At 62.6% G+C, this 20,455-nt stretch carries 20 protein-coding genes; 5 read left to right on the top strand and 15 right to left on the bottom strand.

Annotated features, from left to right (window positions below; genetic code table 11):
• Positions 1–939: a dimethyl sulfoxide reductase anchor subunit family protein gene (locus NKI64_RS22580; RefSeq protein WP_352670061.1), complete on the top strand. Its 939-nt coding sequence runs from the start codon at positions 1–3 to the stop codon at positions 937–939.
• 12 nt (positions 940–951) lie between these two features.
• Here the strand turns inward: NKI64_RS22580 and NKI64_RS22575 are convergent, their stop codons facing one another.
• Positions 952–1,830 (bottom strand): LysR substrate-binding domain-containing protein, encoded by an 879-nt coding sequence (locus NKI64_RS22575; RefSeq protein WP_352670058.1) that lies wholly within the window; start codon positions 1,828–1,830, stop codon positions 952–954.
• A 95-nt stretch (positions 1,831–1,925) separates the two neighbouring features.
• Between NKI64_RS22575 and NKI64_RS22570 the strand changes: the two genes are divergently transcribed.
• The gene (locus NKI64_RS22570; RefSeq protein ID WP_352670055.1) at positions 1,926–2,897 is read left to right on the top strand and encodes a quinone oxidoreductase family protein; all 972 of its coding nucleotides are present in this window, start codon (positions 1,926–1,928) and stop codon (positions 2,895–2,897) included.
• A 4-nt stretch (positions 2,898–2,901) separates the two neighbouring features.
• Here NKI64_RS22570 and pdeM read toward each other — a convergent pair whose 3' ends face one another.
• Together pdeM and NKI64_RS22560 are read right to left on the bottom strand one after the other, a co-directional pair.
• Positions 2,902–3,618 carry a ligase-associated DNA damage response endonuclease PdeM gene (gene pdeM / locus NKI64_RS22565; protein ID WP_023703455.1) on the bottom strand — a complete coding sequence of 239 codons (717 nt, stop codon included), beginning with the start codon at positions 3,616–3,618 and terminating at the stop codon, positions 2,902–2,904.
• Positions 3,615–6,119: a ligase-associated DNA damage response DEXH box helicase gene (locus tag NKI64_RS22560; protein WP_245261941.1), complete on the bottom strand. Its 2,505-nt coding sequence runs from the start codon at positions 6,117–6,119 to the stop codon at positions 3,615–3,617. Before NKI64_RS22560 ends, pdeM begins: the two co-directional genes overlap by 4 nt.
• Here NKI64_RS22560 and NKI64_RS22555 point away from each other — a divergent pair.
• Positions 6,027–6,221, top strand: a complete 195-nt coding sequence (locus NKI64_RS22555) for a hypothetical protein (RefSeq protein WP_245260071.1) — start codon at positions 6,027–6,029, stop codon at positions 6,219–6,221. The two genes, NKI64_RS22560 and NKI64_RS22555, sit on opposite strands and share 93 nt — an antisense overlap.
• A 141-nt stretch (positions 6,222–6,362) precedes the next feature.
• On the opposite strand, the gene NKI64_RS22550 is transcribed toward NKI64_RS22555, so the two are convergent.
• The 3 genes from NKI64_RS22550 to NKI64_RS22540 form a co-directional block, all read right to left on the bottom strand.
• Positions 6,363–7,223, bottom strand: a complete 861-nt coding sequence (locus NKI64_RS22550; RefSeq protein ID WP_023816185.1) for a C40 family peptidase — start codon at positions 7,221–7,223, stop codon at positions 6,363–6,365.
• Positions 7,224–7,252: 29 nt separating this feature from the next.
• On the bottom strand, positions 7,253–7,603 hold the full coding sequence (locus NKI64_RS22545) for a MarR family winged helix-turn-helix transcriptional regulator (protein WP_023669596.1): 351 nt from the start codon (positions 7,601–7,603) through the stop codon (positions 7,253–7,255).
• Between the two features lie 69 nt (positions 7,604–7,672).
• The gene (locus tag NKI64_RS22540) at positions 7,673–9,034 is read right to left on the bottom strand and encodes a leucyl aminopeptidase family protein (RefSeq protein ID WP_023816184.1); all 1,362 of its coding nucleotides are present in this window, start codon (positions 9,032–9,034) and stop codon (positions 7,673–7,675) included.
• 237 nt (positions 9,035–9,271) lie between these two features.
• Here NKI64_RS22540 and NKI64_RS22535 point away from each other — a divergent pair, with 237 nt between their 5' ends.
• On the top strand, positions 9,272–10,093 hold the full coding sequence (locus tag NKI64_RS22535; RefSeq protein WP_023669594.1) for a tetratricopeptide repeat protein: 822 nt from the start codon (positions 9,272–9,274) through the stop codon (positions 10,091–10,093).
• Positions 10,094–10,207: 114 nt separating this feature from the next.
• Here NKI64_RS22535 and NKI64_RS22530 read toward each other — a convergent pair whose 3' ends face one another.
• The 9 genes from NKI64_RS22530 to NKI64_RS22490 all read right to left on the bottom strand — a co-directional run bounded on the left by NKI64_RS22530 (position 10,208) and on the right by NKI64_RS22490 (position 19,559).
• Positions 10,208–11,224: a type II secretion system F family protein gene (locus NKI64_RS22530; protein ID WP_023696714.1), complete on the bottom strand. Its 1,017-nt coding sequence runs from the start codon at positions 11,222–11,224 to the stop codon at positions 10,208–10,210.
• 40 nt (positions 11,225–11,264) lie between these two features.
• Positions 11,265–12,278, bottom strand: coding sequence for a type II secretion system F family protein (locus NKI64_RS22525; RefSeq protein WP_352670049.1), 1,014 nt, complete (start codon positions 12,276–12,278; stop codon positions 11,265–11,267).
• Positions 12,279–12,433: 155 nt separating this feature from the next.
• Entirely contained in the window at positions 12,434–13,942 is a 1,509-nt protein-coding gene (locus tag NKI64_RS22520) for a TadA family conjugal transfer-associated ATPase (protein WP_023688717.1), read from the bottom strand.
• A gap of 86 nt (positions 13,943–14,028) precedes the next feature.
• Positions 14,029–15,312 carry a CpaE/TadZ family protein gene (locus tag NKI64_RS22515; protein ID WP_023806288.1) on the bottom strand — a complete coding sequence of 428 codons (1,284 nt, stop codon included), beginning with the start codon at positions 15,310–15,312 and terminating at the stop codon, positions 14,029–14,031.
• A gap of 55 nt (positions 15,313–15,367) precedes the next feature.
• Entirely contained in the window at positions 15,368–16,105 is a 738-nt protein-coding gene (locus tag NKI64_RS22510) for a CpaD family pilus assembly protein (RefSeq protein ID WP_023806289.1), read from the bottom strand.
• 13 nt (positions 16,106–16,118) lie between these two features.
• Positions 16,119–17,630, bottom strand: coding sequence for a type II and III secretion system protein family protein (locus NKI64_RS22505; protein WP_023732428.1), 1,512 nt, complete (start codon positions 17,628–17,630; stop codon positions 16,119–16,121).
• Positions 17,627–18,439 carry a Flp pilus assembly protein CpaB gene (gene cpaB, locus NKI64_RS22500; protein ID WP_023688721.1) on the bottom strand — a complete coding sequence of 271 codons (813 nt, stop codon included), beginning with the start codon at positions 18,437–18,439 and terminating at the stop codon, positions 17,627–17,629. Before cpaB ends, NKI64_RS22505 begins: the two co-directional genes overlap by 4 nt.
• Before the next feature lie 205 nt (positions 18,440–18,644).
• On the bottom strand, positions 18,645–19,163 hold the full coding sequence (locus tag NKI64_RS22495) for an A24 family peptidase (protein WP_023688722.1): 519 nt from the start codon (positions 19,161–19,163) through the stop codon (positions 18,645–18,647).
• Positions 19,164–19,370: 207 nt separating this feature from the next.
• Positions 19,371–19,559, bottom strand: a complete 189-nt coding sequence (locus NKI64_RS22490) for a Flp family type IVb pilin (protein ID WP_023692564.1) — start codon at positions 19,557–19,559, stop codon at positions 19,371–19,373.
• Between the two features lie 347 nt (positions 19,560–19,906).
• On the opposite strand from NKI64_RS22490, the gene NKI64_RS22485 reads away from it, so the two are divergent.
• Entirely contained in the window at positions 19,907–20,329 is a 423-nt protein-coding gene (locus NKI64_RS22485; RefSeq protein WP_023681988.1) for a pilus assembly protein N-terminal domain-containing protein, read from the top strand.
• Positions 20,330–20,455 lie beyond the last annotated feature (126 nt).

Below are 20,455 nucleotides of genomic sequence, written 5' to 3'. Positions count from 1 at the left end.
ATGCATCCAGCCTTTTCCGTCGTCTTCTTCACAACTGCCACAGGAGCGGGCTATGGCCTGCTGGCGCTGCTTGGCGTGCTTGGCGGACTGGGTTTTATCCCGGCCCATTTCTGGCTCGGCCTTATCGGCATGGGGCTGTCGCTCGGCCTGATCGCCGCCGGCCTATTGTCCTCGACCGGCCATCTCGGCCGCCCCGAACGTGCATGGCGCGCCTTCTCGCAATGGCGCAGTTCCTGGCTGTCGCGCGAAGGCGTGGCCTCGGTCGCGACCTTCATTCCCGCCGGGCTGTTCGGCATCGGCTGGGTGTTTTTTGGCCGCACCGGAGGCTGGATGGCCATCGCCGGGTTTCTCGCAACTATCGGCGCAATCGTCACCGTCTGCACCACCGGCATGATCTATGCCTCGCTGAAGCCGATCGCGCAGTGGCATAGCCCGTATACGCTGCCGGGCTATCTCATCTTTTCGGCGATGACCGGCAGCGTGCTGTTGAACGCGCTGCTGCAGGCTTTCGCCATCAGCGCGACCGCCGTTGCGGTAGCCGCCCTGCTGCTGACCTTGCTCGGCTGGGGCTGGAAGCTGGCGACGTGGCGATACAATGACGCGCTGGAGATCGCGACCACCGCCAACACGGCGACAGGCCTCGCCGGAGGGACGGTGCGCTCGCTGGAATGGCCGCACACCGAGGAGAACTACCTGCTCAAGGAAATGGGTTTTCGGATCGCGCGCAAGCATGGCGCAAAGCTGCGGCTGATCACGCAGTTGCTGGCTTTCGCCTTGCCTGCCCTGCTGCTGCTTTCTGTCTTATTCGCTTTGCCCTGGCCATTCGCAGCGGTGCTGTCGGTGCTTGCGGCAATCGTCCAGTTCGCCGGCATGCTGGTCGAGCGCTGGCTGTTCTTCGCCGAGGCCAAGCACACCGTCACCCTCTATTACGGCCGGTAGAGCGTCCCGCCGTCAGGCGGCCCGTGCTCGTGGCGCCGCCGGCAAATCCTTAAGCAGGATTTCGATCGCGGCATCGATTACAGCTGTCCTGCGGTCGTGCGCGTAAAGGCCGTATTGGACCGTGAGCGGCTCGGGCAGGCCGGCTGACGTCTTCAGCACCCGCATCGAAGTGGTACGCACGGATTCGGGCGGAAGCAGTCCAACGCCCAGTCCGTTCTCGATCGCGGCCTGAAGGCCGGTGACGCTCTGGCACGACAGGACGATCCGGTGCTCCCGACCGGCGGCAATCAGCGCCTCGATCATCCGCCTGCGCCAAGGGCAGGTTGCGCCGAAGGCGGCGAGATCGAGCGGCCGGTCATGGTCCAGCACATAGTCCTGGGCGCAGACCCACTGCAGTTCGACGTTCCATGTCGTCACGGCATCGGCCGCGACGACGGATGTCGGGGCAATCATGACATCCAGCGCATCCTCGCTCCACAGCCGTCCCAGCGCGACGCTGTGCTCGACCATCGCGTCGAGGCTGATGTCGGGATAGGTGCGATGCAGCCGCCCAAGCGCGGCCGAAAGCGCGGCCGTGGTGACCTCTTCGGCAAGACCAATACGCACGCCGCCGCCAATGCTAGCCTGCTGCAGACGCGCCACCGCTTCGTCGCCGAGAGCGAGGATGCGGGTCGCGTATCCCAGAAAGAGCTCTCCCGCCGCAGTCGGTACGACACCGCGGCCGGTGCGCTGGAACAAGTGCCGTTGGAGCAGGCCCTCCAGCCGGCGCATCTGCATGCTCATCGCCGATTGGGTCTTGCCGGTCTGCGCGGCGACCCTGCTCAGGCTACCTTGCCGGCAGACCGCGACATAGGTGCGGAGAAGGTCGAGGCCGATCTGCTCAGATATCATTTTGTTTGAACTCTGATGTCATAGGTATCAGTCTACAATGATATCTCGCCACGCGCTATCTCACACTCAAGAGAAACAGCGCAGGGAAGAAAACCATGAAAGCGATCCGTGTTCACCGCCATGGCGGGCCAGATATGCTCGCCTACGAAGATGTCGACATCGGCCAGCCCGGACCGGGCGACGTGCGCGTGCGCAACCGGGCGGTCGGCCTCAACTTCGTCGACATCTATTTTCGCACCGGCGAATACGCGCCGCCCGCTCTGCCATTCATTCCCGGCAATGAAGGCGCCGGCGAAATCGTCGCCGTCGGTGAAGGCGTCAGCGGCTTCGCGCCTGGCGACCGAGTCGCCTATGTCGAGACGCTCGGCGCCTATGCCGAAGAACGCATCGTGCCGGCGCATTTCGTCGTGCATCTGCCCGACGCCATCGATTTCGAGACGGGCGCGGCCATGATGCTGAAGGGGCTGACGGCGCAATGTCTGCTGCGTCGCACGTTTCGCGTCGAGGCGGGCCATACAATTCTGGTGCATGCCGCAGCGGGCGGCGTTGGCCTCATCCTGACGCAATGGGCAAAGCATCTCGGCGCCATCGTCATCGCCACGGTCGGTTCACCCGAAAAGGCCGAACTTGCGCGCGCCAATGGCTGCGACCATGTCATCGACTACAGCAAAGAGAATTTCGCCGCACGGGTGAAAGAGGTCACCAACGGCGAAGGCTGCCACGCCGTCTATGACGGCGTCGGCAACGCGACCTTCCCGGCCTCGCTCGACTGCCTGCGGCCGTTCGGCACCTTCGTCAGCTACGGCACAGCGTCGGGGTCGATCCCGCCATTCGACATCATGCTTTTGATGCAGAAGGGTTCGCTGTTCGCCACCTGGCAGTTGCTGTTCCATCATCTCGCCAGGCGTGAGGACGTCGTCGCCATGAGCGAGGATCTGTTCAGCGTCGTCCTCAGCGGCGCAGTGAAAATCCCGGTGCACACAAGCATGCCGCTTGCCGAAGTGGCGGAGGCGCACCGCCGGCTCGAAGCACGGCAGACGACAGGCGCAACCGTGCTTATACCGTAGAAACTCAGCCCGGCCGCAGCATCGAACCGGAAATGGCGAAGATGCGCGCGGCGCCCATCATATAAGCTATCAACGTCTCGCGGCGGAACAGGCCGGCATAGGCGCGGTCGAGCACGTTGAGCGAGCCGGTATAAGCGCCGAAGGCCGGCATGATCATGCGGCCGCCATCGCCGGCAAAGCAGCGCCGCCGCACCGAGCGGCCCTGCTGGACGATGCGGGCGCAAGGGTGAAGATGGCCGGCAACTTCGCCCTCGGTTCTTATCTTCGACGGCTCGTGGCGGAACAGCAGCGAGCCGATGGCGAGTTCGCGCACCGTCTCGCCGGGCAAATCCGCCGGCGCTTCCGGGTCATGGTTGCCAGCGACCCAGAACCAGTCGCGGCCGGCCATCAATGCTTCCAGCCGATCGCGGAAGGTTTGATGCATGCGCTCGGCGCCGCCGCCGTCGTGGAAGGAGTCGCCCAGGCTGATGACGATGGCCGGCTGATAGTCCGCGATTACCGCCTGCAGCCGGAGCAGAGTGGCGCCGGTATCGTAGGGCGGGATCAGTGCGCCGCGCCTGGCGAAGGACGAGCCCTTTTCCAGATGCAGGTCGGAGACCGCGAGCAGCCTCAGATCGGGGAAATAGAGCACGCCGCGCGAATCACAGATCGCGCGCTCGCCCGCGATGCCGACAAAGTCGGCCTCGGCGATCAGCGATGCCCGCGCCAGCGAAAAATTCATTCCTCAACCATCCCAGGACCCATGGCTTCCTCGACCAAAGTCGCGGCATCCATCAGCAGCGTTTCGTCGGCCTCGCCGTTCACCGGCATCTTGCCGATTTCGAGCATGATCGGCACGGCCAGCGGCGATATCTGTTCGAGTGCCTTATGCACGATTCGACCCTGGATACGCGAGAGCATGTCGGCAAGTCTGCTGACATCGAGCAGACCGGTCGCCGCGTCGGCGCGCGTCGCCTGCAGCAGGATGTGGTCGGGCTCATGGCTGCGCAGCACGTCATAGATCAGATCGGTCGAGACGGTGACCTGGCGGCCGCTTTTCTCCTGGCCGGGGTGACGTTTCTCGATCAGGCCTGAAATCAGCGCGCAGTTGCGGAAGGTGCGCTTGAGCAGCCAGCTGTCGGCCAGCCAAGCCTCGAGGTCGTCGCCCAGCATGTCCTGGTCGAACAGAGCGCCAAGCGAAGGTTTCCGCGATTTGAACATCGCGCCCATATCGCCCAGCGACCAGATGGCCAATGCGTAGTCGGTGGCGACGAAGCCAAGCGGCCTGGCACCGGCCCTGTCCAGGCGGCGGGTGAGCAGCATGCCCAGCGTCTGGTGCGCCAGCCTGCCCTCGAAAGGATAAGCGACGAGATAGTGACGGTTGCCGCGCGGAAAGGTCTCGATCAAGAGGTCGTCGCGTTTGGGCAATACCGATTTCTCGGCCTGGTAACGCAGCCAATCCGACACCTGCTCGGGCAGCTTCTTCCAGCGCTGCGGGTCGTCCAGCATGGCGCGCACCTGCTCGGCGAGGTAGGTCGAAAGCGGAAATTTGCCGCCGCCATAATAAGGCACCTTGGCGTCGCTTCCCGGCGCATTCGAGACGAAGCATTCGTTCTCGCGGATGCCTTCGAAGCGCAGGACTTTGCCGGCAAACATGAAGGTGTCGCCATGCGTCAGCGTTTCAAGGAAGGCCTCCTCGATCTTGCCCAGAACCCGGCCGCCGTGCGAAGCCGAGCGTTTGCTGCCGGCCTTGACGTAACGCACATTGAGCGCCGGCACCTCGATGATCGTGCCGACATTCAGCCGGTATTGCTGGGCAACACGCGGATTGGAGACCCGCCACATGCCGTCCTTGTTGAGGCGGATTCGGGCGTAGCGCTCGTAGTTCTTCAGTGCATAGCCGCCGGTGGCGACGAAATCGATGACGCGGTCGAATGCCGGCCGGTCGAGGCTGGCATAGGGCGCTGCTGTCAGCACTTCCTCGTAGAGATCGTCGGCGCGAAACGGCGCTCCGCAGGCGCAGCCCAGCACATGCTGGGCCAGCACATCGAGCCCGCCATTGACCAGCGGCGGCGTATCCTGGGCGCCCAGATAGTTGGCGTCCAGCGCTGCCCGGCACTCCAGCACTTCGAAACGATTGGCCGGGATCAGGATCGCCTTCGACGGCTCATCCATGCGGTGATTGGCGCGGCCGATGCGCTGCGCCAGCCGGCTGGCGCCCTTGGGCGCGCCGACATGGACGACCAGATCGACATCGCCCCAATCGATGCCAAGGTCGAGCGTCGAGGTGGCGACGATGGCACGGAGCGCGTTTTCCCCCATCGCCTTCTCGACGCGTCGGCGCTGGGCGACATCGAGCGAGCCGTGATGCAGCGCGATCGGCAAGGTATCCTCGTTGACCCGCCACAATTCCTGAAACAGCAGCTCGGCCTGGCTGCGGGTGTTGACGAACAGCAGGGTGGTCTTGTGGCGCTTGATCTCGCGATAGATTTCCGGCGTCGCATAGCGCGCCGAATGGCCGGCCCATGGCACGCGCTCTTCCGAATCGAGGATCGAGATTTCGGGCTTCGCGCCGCCGGTTACGACGATGAGTTCAGACATATCGGGACTTGCCAGGCCTTTGGGCGGATTCTGGCTCACCAGCCAGCGCCGCAACTCGTCGGGGTCGGCCACCGTTGCCGACAGACCGATCGTCTGCAGGCCGGGCACGATGCTGCGCAGCCGCGCCAGCCCGAGCGCCAGCAGATGGCCGCGTTTCGATGTCACCAGCGAATGCAACTCGTCGAGCACGACATAGCGCAGATCCTCGAAGAAGCGCCCGGCATCGCCGGCCGCAATCAGCAGCGCCAATTGCTCGGGCGTGGTGAGCAGGATATCGGGCGGCGCCAGCTTCTGGCGCTGCCGCTTGTGGGAAGGCGTGTCGCCGGTGCGCGTCTCGATGGTGACGGGCAGGCCGATCTCCGCGACCGGCTTGCCGAGATTGCGCTCGATGTCGACGGCCAGCGCCTTCAGCGGCGAAATGTAGAGCGTATGGATGCCGCGCCGCGCCATACCGGCTTTGCGTCTGGGGCGGTTGGCCAGTTCGGTCAACGATGGCAAGAAGCCGGCCAGTGTCTTGCCGGCGCCGGTCGGTGCGATCAAGAGCACCGATTGCCCGGCTTGAGCCTTCGCCAGCAGCTCGATCTGGTGAGCGCGCGGCGACCAGCCTTTTTCGCCAAACCATCTGATGAATGGCTCGGGCAGAAGGACGGCGGCATTTTGTTTGGCAAGGCGCGGCTGCTCGGTCACGCGAAAGAGGTAGCGCGACGGCGCGCGATCGCCAAGGAAAATCGGAACAAAAGGTGATCGGGTGAGTTATCCTCACCCCGTACGGGAGAGGATGCCGGCAGGCACGTGAGGGGCAGCGCGAGCTTTCAATCGCTGGCGCCGCCCCTCATCCGCCGTTCGGGCACCTTCTCCCCGTGAACGGGAGCGAAGGACGAGGCGCTACGGCCGCCGAAAGCCCGTCGGCCCGCCATAGAGATACCCAATCCGGCCGATCGCCTCCTTCAGCCCTTCGCGCGAGACCAGCATGGTGTGGCCGTTGGCGTGGATCATGGTCTCGGCGTCGGTCATGATCGCGACATGGCCCTTCCAGAACACCAGGTCGCCGCGTTTCAGTCCGGCATAATCGAATCCCGGATCGAGCGGCTCGCCGAGGCCTGCCGCTTGCATGTCGGAATCACGCAGCACATTGCGGCCGGCCATGCGCATGGCCAGTTGCACGAGGCCCGAACAGTCGATGCCGAAGCCGGAGGTGCCGCCCCAGAGATAGGGCGTGCCGAGAAACATCTCGGAGACCGAGACATAGTCGGCGGCGATGTCACTGACCGGGCAAATATGGCCGGCGCTCAGCGCCTCGCCGGAGGGCAACAGCGCATAGTGCGTGCCGCGCGTTTCGGCGGCACCGGTTACCGTCACCGTCGAGCCCATCGACAATTGGCCGCTGATCGGGAAGCGCAGATCCGGGCCAGGATAGAGGAAGGTGCGCGGCGCCGTGACGATGTGGGTTGGCGCATGCTCGCGTGCGCCCAGCATGGTGGCGCCGACGTAGCCGACATAGCCGTCGCGTTCGGCCTGGACCCAGGCCCATCCCTCGGCTTCCTCGAAGACAAGCACATCGTCGCCGAACAGTACCTGCGTGTTGACGCCGGCATCCGGGCGCGGTGCCTTGCGCACGTCAGCCACGGAGGCTGTGATCCGAGCCGGACGGCCGGTGACGAAGCGATCGGCCGAAACCTTCCCTTTCAGCCTTGCATCGGCGAGGTCGGAACGGAAGGCGTGGAGGCGGGCATCCCTGGCAGTCAAATCGGTACTCGTTCTAATTCATGGATTGATCAGATGGGCAGTTCATGAGCCCTGGCAACGATACCATCCCCGAAGCGCTCGACAAAGAGCGCGCCTTCGACCGTGCGCCGGATCAGCACATTGCGCTTGTCGAGCTCGTCGCGATGGCGTGACACCAGTTTCAGCGCACCCATAGTGTCGAGGGCGCGGGTGATGACCGGCTTGGTGACATTGAGGCGGGCTGCCAGGCCGCGCACCGTGTGCGGCGGCGGGTCGAGATAGATGGTGAACAGGATCGCCGTCTGGCGCATGGTGAGATCTGGCGCGCCGGCGCGCACCTGCGACAGCATCACCTGCTGCCATAGTCGCATCGCCTGGCTCGGACGCATCGAAATCGACATCGCGCGAGCATGACGGCAAATTGTTTCGGTTCCGTTTCAGTTTAGAGGCAGTGTGCTTTGCTCACGACCCTAGGCATAGCGCCTCGAAATGACCCGCTCCAGTGCACGGATGCCTTGCGCCTCGCCGCCGGCGGGTCCATAGGGGCGATCGGACGGGTTCCAGGCGAAGATGTCGAAATGCGCCCAGCCCGTTGTCCGTTCGACAAAGCGCTTGAGGAACAGCGCCGCGGTGACCGAGCCGGCGAGACCGTCCGTGGTGACGTTGTTGATGTCGGCGATCTTCGACGCCAGCCTGGCGTCATAGGGCCGCCACAACGGCATGCGCCACAACGGATCCTCGACGGCCACCGAGGCCGCAGCCAGTTCGGACGCCAGCGCTTCGTCGCCAGTGTAGAAAGGCGGCAGATCGGGACCGAGCGCGACACGCGCTGCCCCGGTCAGCGTCGCCATGTCGATCAGCAGTTCCGGCTCCTCGTCATCGGCCAGCGCCAGCGCATCGGCCAGCACCAGCCGCCCTTCGGCGTCGGTGTTGCCGATCTCGACGGTAATGCCCTTGCGGCTGGTCAGTACATCTCCAGGCCGGAAAGCGTTGCCGGCAATCGAATTCTCGACCGCCGGGATCAGGACGCGCAGCCGGATCTTCAGCCCGGCAGCCATGATCATCGAGGCCAGGCCCAGCACATTGGCGGCGCCGCCCATATCCTTCTTCATCAAGAGCATGCCCGACGACGGTTTGATGTCGAGGCCGCCAGTGTCGAAACAGACACCCTTGCCGACCAGCGTCACCTTCGGCGCGCCTTCCGGTCCCCAAACCATGTCGATCAGTCGCGGCGCTCCGACCGAGGCCCGGCCGACCGCATGGATCATCGGGAAATTCTGCTTCAGGAGATCATCCCCCTTGATCACCGACACCTCGGCCTTGTGAGTGGCCGCCAGGGTCCGCACGGCCTTCTCCAACTCGTCCGGTCCCATGTCGCTGGTCGGCGTGTTGACGAGGTCGCGCGCCAGGAAGACGCCGTCGGCGATGCGCCGGACGCGTCCTGCATCTACGCCGAGCGGCAGCGCAAAACGCAGCGTCTTGCCTGATTTCTTTCCGTAGCGAGTGAAGACGTAACCGCCGAGCACCAAGGCTATGGCCGCGAGTTCCGGCTCGGCTGGAGCGGCGGCAAAATGCCAGTCGCCTTCCGGCAAGGCTCTCGCCAGCATGCCGACGGCCAGCGCGCCCTCGCCATCACCGACGCCGAACAAGGCGCCGGCAAGGGAACCGTTGTCGCCGGGAACGGCGAGCGTCCTACCGGCTTCGCCGGAAAAGCCGTTGGCGGCCGCCCATGCGGTCATGGAAGGCGAAAGCCCCAAGGCCTCCAGTCCATCGCTCGCGACCAGATGGACCGGCAGGGCAGTGTTTAGTGTCTCGATGAGTTCGACGGGCATTCGATGGTCTCCGGGAGGCTTGCAGGTCGTCCTCAGTCAAGTGACAGGGACGTCGGATGATTTCAACATCTATGCACAGGGGCCGGCATGGGACTGCTAGGCCAAAGGCTTCCGGCGGGCCGTTCACCGATCCGACGGCTCACTTTTTAACTGTCCGTTAGGGTTAACAGAATATTTCTGCGGGGATGAAGATGGCCACGTGAATGGCCACGCGCAGGAATGGAGAGCCCCGTGCCGATGCCCACCAACCGCAGGATGAACGTCACGGGCAAACGGTTGGTCACCACGGCACTGCTGATGGCGCTGGCGGCCGGTGTTGCCGGGTGCGGAACCAGCAAGCTCACGACCGGCTCGATCGGGCGCACCAGCGGCAAACCGCTGGAAACCATGTCGGCCAGCGAGTTGCACGGGGCGACCGGGCGGCTGGGCGAATCCTACGCAAAGAACCCCAACGACAAGCGGCTGGCGACAAATTTTGCGGCGGCGCTCCAGATGGACGGCGATGCTGACCAGTCGCTTGCCGTGATGCGCAAGCTGGCGATCGCCTACCCCAAGGATCGCGACGTGCTTGCCGCCTACGGCAAGGCGCTGGCCGCCAACGGCCAGTTCGAGCCGGCGCTCGACGCCGTGCGCCGGGCGCAGACGCCGGAATATCCGGACTGGCGGCTGATGTCGGCCGAGGCCGCCATTCTCGACCAGCTTGGCCAGAAGGATGAAGCGCGCCAGAACTACCGCAAGGCGCTGGACCTAAAGCCGAACGAACCCTCGATCCTTTCCAATCTCGGTATGTCCTATGTGCTGGAAGGCGATCTGCGCACCGCCGAGACCTATATGCGCTCGGCAGCCCAGCAACCGAATGCCGACAGCCGGGTGCGCCAGAACCTTGCGCTGGTCGTGGGACTGCAGGGCCGCTTCGACGAGGCCGAGAAGATCGCGTCGCAGGAGCTTTCACCCGAACAGGCGCAAGCCAATGTAGCCTATCTTCGCCAGATGCTTGCCCAGCAGAACGCCTGGAGTCAGCTCAAGGATCAGGACAAGGCAAAGCCGGCGACCAACTGAGCGCCGCATGGGCGCCGGCTCCGCACAGCGCAAATCCGTCCACGCATCAACGCTGAAAACCAAGAGCCGCACTGCATTGGCAGTGCGGCTCTTTTGTACGGCTGCAACCGAGGCCTACTGGCTTGAGGAATTGTGCTGGTCGCCGAAGATGCCGCGCTGACTGACCTGAATGCCGGCTGGGCCTAGAATGATGGCGAACAAAACCGGCAGGAAGAACAGGATCATCGGCACGGTAAGCTTCGGCGGCAGGGCGGCGGCCTTCTTCTCGGCGGCATTCATGCGCATGTCACGGCTTTCCGAGGCCAGCACGCGCAATGCGTGCGCCACGGGTGTGCCGTAGCGTTCGGCCTGGACCAGCGCCTGGGACACTGACTTCACCGACTCCAGGCCGGTACGAGCCGAGAGGTTTTCATAAGCCTGCTTGCGCTCCTGCAGATAAGAGAGTTCGGCGTTGGTCAGCACGAATTCCTCCGCCAGCGCCACCGACTGCGAACCGATCTCCTCGGAGACCTTGCGCAAGGCGGCCTCGACCGACATGCCCGATTCGACGCAGATCAGCATCAGGTCGAGCGCATCCGGCCACGCCGCCTGGATCGACTGCTTGCGCTTGGCGGCACGATTGTTGACGTAAAGGATCGGCGCGTAGAAACCGGCGTAGGCGACAAGGATGCAGACGAACAGTTTCACGAAGGCCGGCCGGTCAGGCAGTCCGCCGAGCACGAACAGATAGATCGCTGCCAGCGCGAAACCGACAAAAGGCAGGATCAGGCGGAAGAACAGGAAGCGGGTCAGCGGGTTCTGGCCACGAAAGCCCGCCACCTTGAGCTTCTGCAACGTGCCTTCATCGGCCAACGCACGCCGCAGGTCCAGCCTGTCGACGATGTTGCGCATGCCGATCGACTGCTCTTCGCGCAGCCCCTTGCGGCGACGATCGGCTTCATTGGCAAGCCGCGCGCGCTGCTTGGCGCGCAATTCGTCACGCTCCAGCGCCACCGATCTCATGCGAGTCTTGAGCTGATTGCCACCAAGGGCCGGCAGCACCGTGAAGACGGTCGCGAACACCGCAATGCCAACCAGCAACGCTATCAGGAAGGCAGGATCGGTCAGCGATTTTACGACTTGGTCGGTCATTCGTTTTCAGTCTTTTCGTTTCGAGCTTTCCAAGGTCGGCCTAAACTCCAAAGTTCATCATCTTGCGCATCACCAGAATGCCGATCGACATCCAGACGCCGGAACAGCCGAGGATCAGATTGCCGGTGCTGGTGGTGAACAGCGGCATGATGTAGTTCGGGCTCGACAGATAGACGAGAAGGGCGACGACAAAAGGCAGCGCGCCGATGATGACGGCCGACGCCTTGGCTTCCATGGAAAGCGCCTGGACCTTGGCCTTCATCTTCTTGCGATCGCGAAGCACGCGCGACAGGTTGCCAAGCGCCTCGGAGAGATTACCGCCGGCCTGTGACTGGATCTGAATAACGATGCCGAAGAAGCTTGCCTCGCTGCACGGCATGGTTTCAGCCATGCGCAAGGTGGCATCGGGGATGGACATGCCAATCTGCTGTGAATCGACGATCCGGCGGAACTCGGTCTTGACCGGCTCCGGCGATTCACTGGCGATCAGGCGAATGGCGTCGTTGAGCGGCAGGCCGGATTTGACGGCGCGCACGATGATGTCGAGGGCGTTGGGAAATTCGTTGAGGAACGCCTTGACCCGGCGCGCGCGGCGAAACGAGACGAACCAGCGCGGCAGGCCGAGCGCCCCCGCCAGCAGCGCGCCCGGCAGGACCAGAAGCGGCGCGCCGGCGAGATAGGCAAGCACCGTCAGCGCGATGCCGCAAATGACGGAGTAGATATAGAAACGCTCGATCGAGACCTGCATGCCGGCCTGACGAATCTGGGCCTTTAACGGCGGCTTCTTGACGGCGAGTTCGTTGGTTTTCTGCTTTTCGTCGAGCTGTTTCAGCGTGTCCTGGACAGATTTACGCCGCTTGACCGCCTCCGCGACACGGTCGCGCGAAGCCTTGACGACCGAACGATCGGTCTCGGCGGCCTTGATCGTCTCGAGCCGCTTGCCGGCCTGCTTCTCGTTGCTCATCTTGGTGAACAGGAAGGCATAGGCGACCGCACCGGCGCTGAAGCCGGCGAGCACGATGAACGCCAGTACGGTGGTGTCAATTCCGAACATCGACCTCGGTCCCCAGCGCATATCGCCGTTTCAAGGAAACGGCGATATGCGCTATCGCTTTGTTTTGACGCAATTCCCAAGGGAAAGCACTACGCGCTTTTCCCGGGAAAACCGCTTCACACTTTTTCTGGAATTGCTTCCAACCTCGATATGCGTCAGTCAGCGCGTTTCTCCATCGATTCCAGCGCATTGGCGAGGCGCTGTTCCTCGCCATAGTAGCGGGCGCGATCCCAGAAGTGCGGACGGCCGATGCCGGTCGACACGTGCTCGCCAAGCAGCCTTCCATTCGAGTCCTCGCCCTTGATGTTGTAGAGCACGATATCCTGCGTGATGATGACGTCGCCTTCCATGCCGATCACCTCGGTGATGTGGGTGATGCGGCGCGAGCCGTCGCGAAGGCGTGCTGCCTGGATGATGACATCGATGGAGCCGACGACGATTTCACGCACGGTCTTCTGCGGCAGCGAATAGCCGCCCATGGCGATCATCGATTCGATACGGTTCAGGCATTCGCGCGGGCTGTTGGAGTGGATCGTTCCCATCGACCCATCATGGCCGGTGTTCATCGCCTGCAGCAGGTCGAAAACCTCCGGTCCGCGCACTTCGCCGACGATGATGCGTTCGGGCCGCATGCGCAGGCAGTTCTTGACCAGGTCGCGCATTGTCACCTCGCCTTCGCCCTCGAGATTGGGCGGGCGGGTTTCGAGACGCACCACGTGCGGCTGCTGCAGTTGCAGTTCGGCCGAGTCTTCGCAGGTGATGACGCGTTCTTCGCGGTCGATATAGTTGGTCAGGCAGTTGAGCAGCGTCGTCTTGCCGGAGCCGGTACCGCCGGAGATGACGATGTTGCAGCGGACGCGGCCGATGATCTTGAGGATCTCGGCGCCCTGCGGCGAGATGGCGCCGAACTTGACCAGCTGATCGAGCGTCAGCTTGTCCTTCTTGAACTTGCGGATGGTGAGCGCGGTGCCGTCGATGGAGAGCGGCGGGGCGATGACGTTGACGCGGGAGCCGTCGGGTAGGCGGGCGTCGCAGATCGGACTCGATTCGTCGACGCGGCGGCCAACCTGGCTGACGATGCGCTGGCAGATGTTGAGCAGCTGCTGATTGTCGCGGAAGCGGATGCCGGTCTGTTCGACCTTGCCATTGACTTCGATGTAGACGTTCTTGGAGCCGTTGACCATGATGTCGGCGATATCGTCGCGGGCGAGCAGCGGCTCCAGCGGGCCGTAGCCCAGCACATCGTTGCAGATGTCCTCGAGCAACTCTTCCTGCTCGGCGATCGACATTGCGAAATTTTTGATGGCGATGATGTCGTTGACGATGTCGCGGATTTCCTCGCGCGCGCTCTCGGGATCGAGCTTGGCGAGTTGCGACAGGTCAATGGTGTCGATGAGCGCGGAGAAGACCTGGCTCTTGGTGTCGTAGTAGGTTTCACTTTTTTCGCGCTGGATCTTTTTTGGCGGCTCCGGCGCCATCGATGGCGCCTCAACGGCACGGCGAGTTGGCGGGGTTCCCGGCGCTCCAGGCGGCGCTGCCGCGGGCCGGGCAAGTACCGCCATGTCCGCAGGCGTTGCAGTGGCCGGCGCCGCTGGCGCCGGTGCTGGCTGACGGAACTCCGGGGTGAACCGGCCGCCGTCGTCGGAGCCTCTTTTACCAAACATGATCGACTACCAATTCCGTCCAGAACATGATGCCGAAGCGGTTTTCGGACGACATCATGCTCTACTTCTTGATTTGGAGGGGAGCGTCATTTCTTGTTACGCGAGAGCTTGCCGAGCAGGCCGCCAAGGCCTGCCTTCTTCCTGGCCTTGATTTCGCTGCGACCGGTCAGGACATGCGCGATTTCGTTGATCATGCCGACGACCGGGCTCCTGGCATCCATCTCGCCCAGCATGCGGCCGTTGTTGGCGGCATTTCCAAACAACAACGGGTCGAAGGCGATGACCGACATCGGCGTGAGGCTGAGCGGTTCGGCGAAGTCGGAAGCGGATATCTCGGGTCGCTTCGGTACGCCGGCCTGGTTGATGATCAGTTTCGGCGGCGGATCGTTCGGGCGAAGCCGCGTCAGCATATCGACCAGATTCTTGGTGTTGCGCAGATTGGCCAGTTCCGGCGTCGCCGTGATGACGATCTCGTCAGCCTTGATCAGTGTGTTCTTGGTCCAGCCAGTCCAGACATGAGGAACGTCGAGCACCAGCAGCGGCACACTGCGCTGCGCGGTGTCGATGAGTTGCGTGAAGGCATCGGGATCGAAATCATAGACACGTTCGAGGGTGGAGGGCGCGGCGAGCAGCGACAGATGTTCGGCGCACTGGGCAAGCAGCCGGTCGAGATAGACCTCGTCAACTCGTTCGGGCGAAAACACGGCTTCGGCGATGCCTTGCGCAGGGTCCTGGTCGAAATTTATGTTGGCCGTCCCGAAAGCCAGGTCGAGATCGGCGACGACCACTTCCGACTTGAACAGCGATGACATCGCCCACGCTACATTGTGGGCGATGGTCGAGGAGCCGACGCCGCCCTTGGCGCCGATGAAGGCGATCGAGCGGCCGATCGGCTCGGCTTCCGGATCGACGAAGATCGATGAAACCACGGAGACGATATCGGCCATCGACACCGGCGCGATGACATATTCGGAAATACCGAAGCGGATGAGTTCGCGGTAAAGACCGACATCGTTGTAGTGGCCGATCACCACGACTTTCGAGGAGGGATCGCAATATTCGGAAAGCTGGGCAAGCTGCTCCAGCAACTGCTTCGGTTCGCTGCGCGATTCCAGCAGGATCAGGTTCGGCGTCGGCGCCGACTGGTAGAATTCGATCGCCGTGGCGATGCCGCCCATATGCACTTTCAGATGCGCCTTGGCCATGCGGCGATCCTCGCCTGCCCGCTCCACCGGATGCGCGACACCTTCCGTCTCGCAAAATGCCTGAATAGAAATACGCGGCACCGGCCGCAGCGCCTGCATCGCTGCAACGTCCGATTGCGAGCTGTCGCCGCCGTCTCCGGGCGTGTCGTAGGCAAGATTGCTCATCGTCATGCTCTTTTCCGTGACTTCTCTTTCCGGTCTCTACGCGGGACCGGCGCTCCTAATACGTCACTTCCGAACTGCCGAGGAACTCGTCCGAAATACCTCTGCCGCGATAGACGTCGATCACCGCGCCGCGGTTCTCGGCGTCGATATCGGACGACTTTCTTGGCCCGAGCAGATCGGCCGGATTGGCGAGTTGCGCGGCGAGGTTGTTTTGAGAGGAGCAGCCGTAATCGGCGTAGTGCTTGTTTTCGGAGGTTGCGAGGATGTCTTCGGGCCAGCGCCCGCATTTGTCGGTCTGGGCTCTCACCGAAATATAGGAAACGCGGATAGGCGCCGAGGCTTCCGGGGAAACCGACTGGTAGGAGGTCACCACGATCCGGTTTCGCTTGATGCCGCCGGCAACCGCCAGCCTGGCGAAATCGCGCGCCGCGGCAGTCGCCGCCACCTGATTGGCCGAGCCGATCGGGATTGCGATCGTCAGCGCCGGGGCAGCGCTCCTGTCGTAGCCGTCAAGGAAGCCCAGAAGCGTGTCGCGCTGCGAGCCGGTCATGCCGCGATCGCCGGCGCCGACCGGGAGGTCCAGCTTCTGGTTCTTCTCGGCAATCACGATCGGATGCGTGGTGCGATAATCATCGGGAATCGCCCCAACCGTGATGCTGTCGCGCTTGGCGCAACCGGCGAGCGAGGCGGCGATCGCGATCGCCAGGATCGGCATTGCCGATCGGCTGATCCGGGCACGGCCGGACCGCACTGTCGCGGCGACCGCCACTGCCTTCGATGCTGACTGAGACATGTCCGCTCCCCGCTTACTTGTAGATGAAGCCGACAACGCCGTGGTAGCGGCCGTTGGGCTTGTCTGTCTGCATGGTGCCGTAGACGCGGTTGACGCGGCCAAGGAACATGGCCGGGCCATCGCCGGCGGCGTTGAAATTGTCATCCGGCTTGGCCAGGTCGTTGCGCGCCACCGGCCGCGCCAGATAAGGCGTGATGATGATGACCAACTCGCTTTCGTTGCGGACGAAATCGCGGCTGCGGAACAGCGTGCCGAGCACCGGGATCTTGGTCAGTCCGGGCAAGCCGTTTACCGCCTGCCTGACGTCGTCGCGGACGAGGCCGGCTATCATCATCGATCCACCCGAAGGCAGTTCCACGGTCGTGTCGGCCAAACGTTTGCGCAGCGATATGACGTTGGTGTCTCCGAAAGAGACCGCGCCTTCGGTGGTCGGTTCGGAAACCGACGTCCTGACCTTCAGGCTGATGCGACCGGGCGACAGCACCACAGGCTGAAACTCCAGGCCGATGCCGTATTCGATTTTCTGAGCCGTCCAAACCCTGTCGGCATTCTGATTGGCATCCGACTTGGCATTTGTAACGGCGCTGACCATATTGTACTCGCCGCCGACCTTGAAGGTCGCCTTCTCACCGGAGACGGCCGTCAAAGTAGGCTCGGCCAGCGTTTTCATGACGCCGGACTGCTCCATCGCAGTGATGTAGCCCTGCAGAGCAGAGGTGGCGAAATTGACCCCCGAACTCGACAACGGCTTGCCTAGGCCGGGGAAGGTGTCACTGGTCGCATTGAAGCTGATGCCGTTGGAGCTGCCTTTGCCAACCATGTTGACGCCGAGCTGCTTCATCACCGAGCGGCTGACTTCGGCCACGGTCACCTTCAGCGTCACCTGGTCGTCGCCGATGATCTGCAGCAGGTTGACGATCTTCGAGACCCGGCGTTCGGCATCCGGATTGTTGATGTCGACGCCGCCATTGGCATTGCCGCCTGCCGCGGTCTGCGAATACTGACCGGTCGTCGCTTCACCGCCGGACACGAAGATGGTTGCCAGATCGACGGCGCGCTTGGCATCGAGCGGCGTGTCCACCGTCCCGGTCAGGACGACGTTGTCGTTCAGCAACTCGACCTTGATCTCGGCATTCGGAAGGAAGCGCTTGAGATAATCTTCCAATCCGGCGACGTCGCGTTCGACGGCCAGATCCAGGCTGGCGATCTGCTCGCCATTGGGACCGAAGACGAAGATGTTGGTTTCGCCCACCGACTTGCCGAACAGATAGATCCGCCTTGCGGTGCGGGTCACCGCATCGGCGACCGCGGGGTTGGCGACCAGGATGTCGTAGGCGTCGCTCGGCAGATCGATGACCACCGATTTGTTGAGGCCAAGCTTGACACGTTGCGTGGCCGACGAGGCCGTGACCCCGACGCTCTTTCCGGCGGCCTTGGCGTCGACAAGGCCACTTGCATGGGCTCCGAGAAAAAGCAGGCCGATGGCCGCAGCCGTGGTGACCGGCAGTCTAGCGACTAACCTCATTTCCTTGCCCCTACTTCGGAAACTTCGCCCGATTTGATCAACCGCACCGTTCCGCGCCGCCCATTGCCGGAAACGAGGTAGTCGGCTTCATCGGTACCCTTTTCCTTGTTGTCGGTGATCGAGCGCAGCGCCAGCGTCAGGCGATCGGCCATCTGCTGGGCGACGGTGATGATCTCGGCCTGCTGCGGCGTCAGCTCCAGCGTCGCCGTCTGTCCGACCCTGGTCTTCTTGCCTTCCTCGTCCTCCTGGATGGTCTGATCGATCGCCAGGACGCGGATGTTCTTGAGGATGGTCTCGGTGGTGAATCCGCTACCGGCGTTGCCGGTGTCGGATCTGCGGGTCATGATGACGTCGACAAAATCGTTAGGCAGGATAAAGCCGCCTGCCGACGTGTCGGCCGAGATCGCGGTGGCGACGGCACGCATGCCGGTGGGCAGGATCGAAGACATGAAGCTCTGCCCCTCGCCGATCAGCTTGGAGCGCCGCAGCGGCTCACCGGTGTACATCGCCATGCGGGCGACGGAGCCCTTCAGCTTCTCCCGCGCTTCGGGTTCGGCGGCACGGGTGATGAAATTCGCATTGATGCCATCGGACGGCCAGGACTCCCAGCTGAGATTGTTCTCAAGCGGGCTTCCCATCGGCACGTCGCCGGAAAGCACGAGCACATCCTGCAAGGCGATGGCCGGTGCCTGCGGTGCATCGACGACGACCTGCTGGGGCGGGACCGCCACCATATTCTTGGCAACATAACCTGCACCACCCGCCGCAGCCACCGCCACGCCCAGAATGATCAGTCGGGATGCTGGCATCTGTCCGAACCCTCGCCTTTAGGCAACCACCTAGCCAGGCCGGACTTTGCAGCGGCAATCGTCAAAACAAGGTTAATACAATGCTTACGATCGTGATTAATTCAAGGTTTACATAATTACACGACCATGCTCCGACAAATGAAAAAGGCGGCCAAGCCGCCTCTTTTCAGGATCGATGCCGGAAGGGCAGAGGAGGTTCGCTACATCAGGTCGCCAACCTTGCCAATGCCCATTCCATCAAGGGCGAATCCGGATAGGTCAGCAGCCCGCCAATGCCGAGTGCGATGCCATAGGGAACGCCATTCATCTCGTCGGCGAAATGGCGCAGGACCGGATTGTGACTGGTGTAGGTCGCCAGCGGCGATTTCCGATAGAGGAGAATGGCGAGCGTCAGCAGGCCACCGATGAACGTCGAAGCCACGAGGTAATTGACAAGGTGAATGTTGAGTCCCATCCAGATGGACGTGGCTGCCAAAAGCTTGGCATCGCCGCCGCCCATGCCGCCGAGCGCAAACAGACCGAAAGTCACGGCCAGCACCAGGCCGCCGGCGGCGAAATGCCAGCCATAAGTTGCCCAGTCCATACCCGTCAGTGGCGCAACCACGGCAAAGACGGCCACAAGCAGCACCGGCACCCGATTGGAGATTGTCATCGACAGCGCGTCGGAGATCGCCGCAAAAAGCATGCAAAACGGAAAGACAACGAAGATCAGTGCGTTGAGCATCGGTCTCTCATGGAAAGGCAACGATGGCTGCAGGTTAGGCGGCTTGGGTTAAGGATTGGTGAGTTCTGCTCATCCGGGTCAAATCCCGGGAAATGTCAGCGCGCTAAGCGGCGCAGCAAGACCAAAGCCAAACGATCTTCAAAAGACAAAAGGGCCGCCAGCGAGGCGGCCCTTCCAGTCTACCGGTCGAAACAGGATGCTAGATCATTACTTACAAGCAGCGTTCGTCGGATCGTTCACGCAATCCGCGATGGTCGTGAACTTGGCGTTCAGGGCATTGCCGAGCTGACCAGCGCCAACCATGATGGCAAGCGCGATGAGAGCGGCGATCAGACCGTATTCGATAGCGGTCGCGCCGGATTCGTCCTTCGCGAAACGTGCGATGAGATTAGACATTCGAGAGCTCCTACTCCACGTGTTACAGCACTTCCGTCAACTTCTGTGGTGGTTGATCGGATGCTGCCAATCTACGGAGAAGCTCTTTCAATCGGCTTAATAAACAGCCTTACCGATTCCTTTCCCGCTTCGAACAGCTTGCGTGGTTAACCGTAAACTAAACGCTGGACAGTAGCTCGCCTGCCCGTGAAGAGCTGTAATTTCACGGCTATCGGCAGGATGCATTGTTATATTAGCTGGCAGCAGGATTGGTGCGAATACCCCGGCGCCGGTCAAGGGTTTAACCGTTGGTTCACCAATCTCCTTCATGTTTCTTTGAACAAGTTTTGCCGCTGTGGAGCGCCTTGATGACTGCCATGAAATCGTCATTCCTGCTTGTCGCGCTTCTCGCCGTCCCGGCTTTTGTGCTGCCGGCCAAGGCCGGAGCCGGCATCGAAGTGACGATGAATCAGGCCAAGATCGTCAAACTGACACGCCCCGCCGACACCATAGTCGTCGGCAATCCGGCGATTGCCGACGCCTCCGTCCAGGATGCATCGACGATCGTACTGACCGGCAAGGGGTTCGGCGTCACCAATCTGGTTGTCCTCGACCACGATGGCAGCCCGATCGTCGACGAGCAGGTGACCGTGGTGCGCCAGGACGCGTCGTCCGTGCGTATCTACAGGCGCGCCTCGGTACAGACCATGTCCTGCACGCCCTATTGCGAAAGCTCGTACAAGAGCGACTCGGAAAAGTCGTCCGAAGCCGAGATGAGCGCTGGGCAGTAAGCGCCTCAGTTGGCTCGATTGTCTCGAGAAAGCCGCGTCGGTTAGCGGCCGGTTAATGTCGCCTGGTCGAATTTAACGGTCATTCAAACCGGAGCTAAATGGGTTCTTGATAGTGGTGCTGACGGT

The sequence above is a fragment of the Mesorhizobium sp. M0478 genome, assembly GCF_040321305.1.
Taxonomy (GTDB): domain Bacteria; phylum Pseudomonadota; class Alphaproteobacteria; order Rhizobiales; family Rhizobiaceae; genus Mesorhizobium.
Note: the sequence above shows the minus strand (reverse complement) of the source record. Positions and strands in the feature narration are given on the sequence as shown.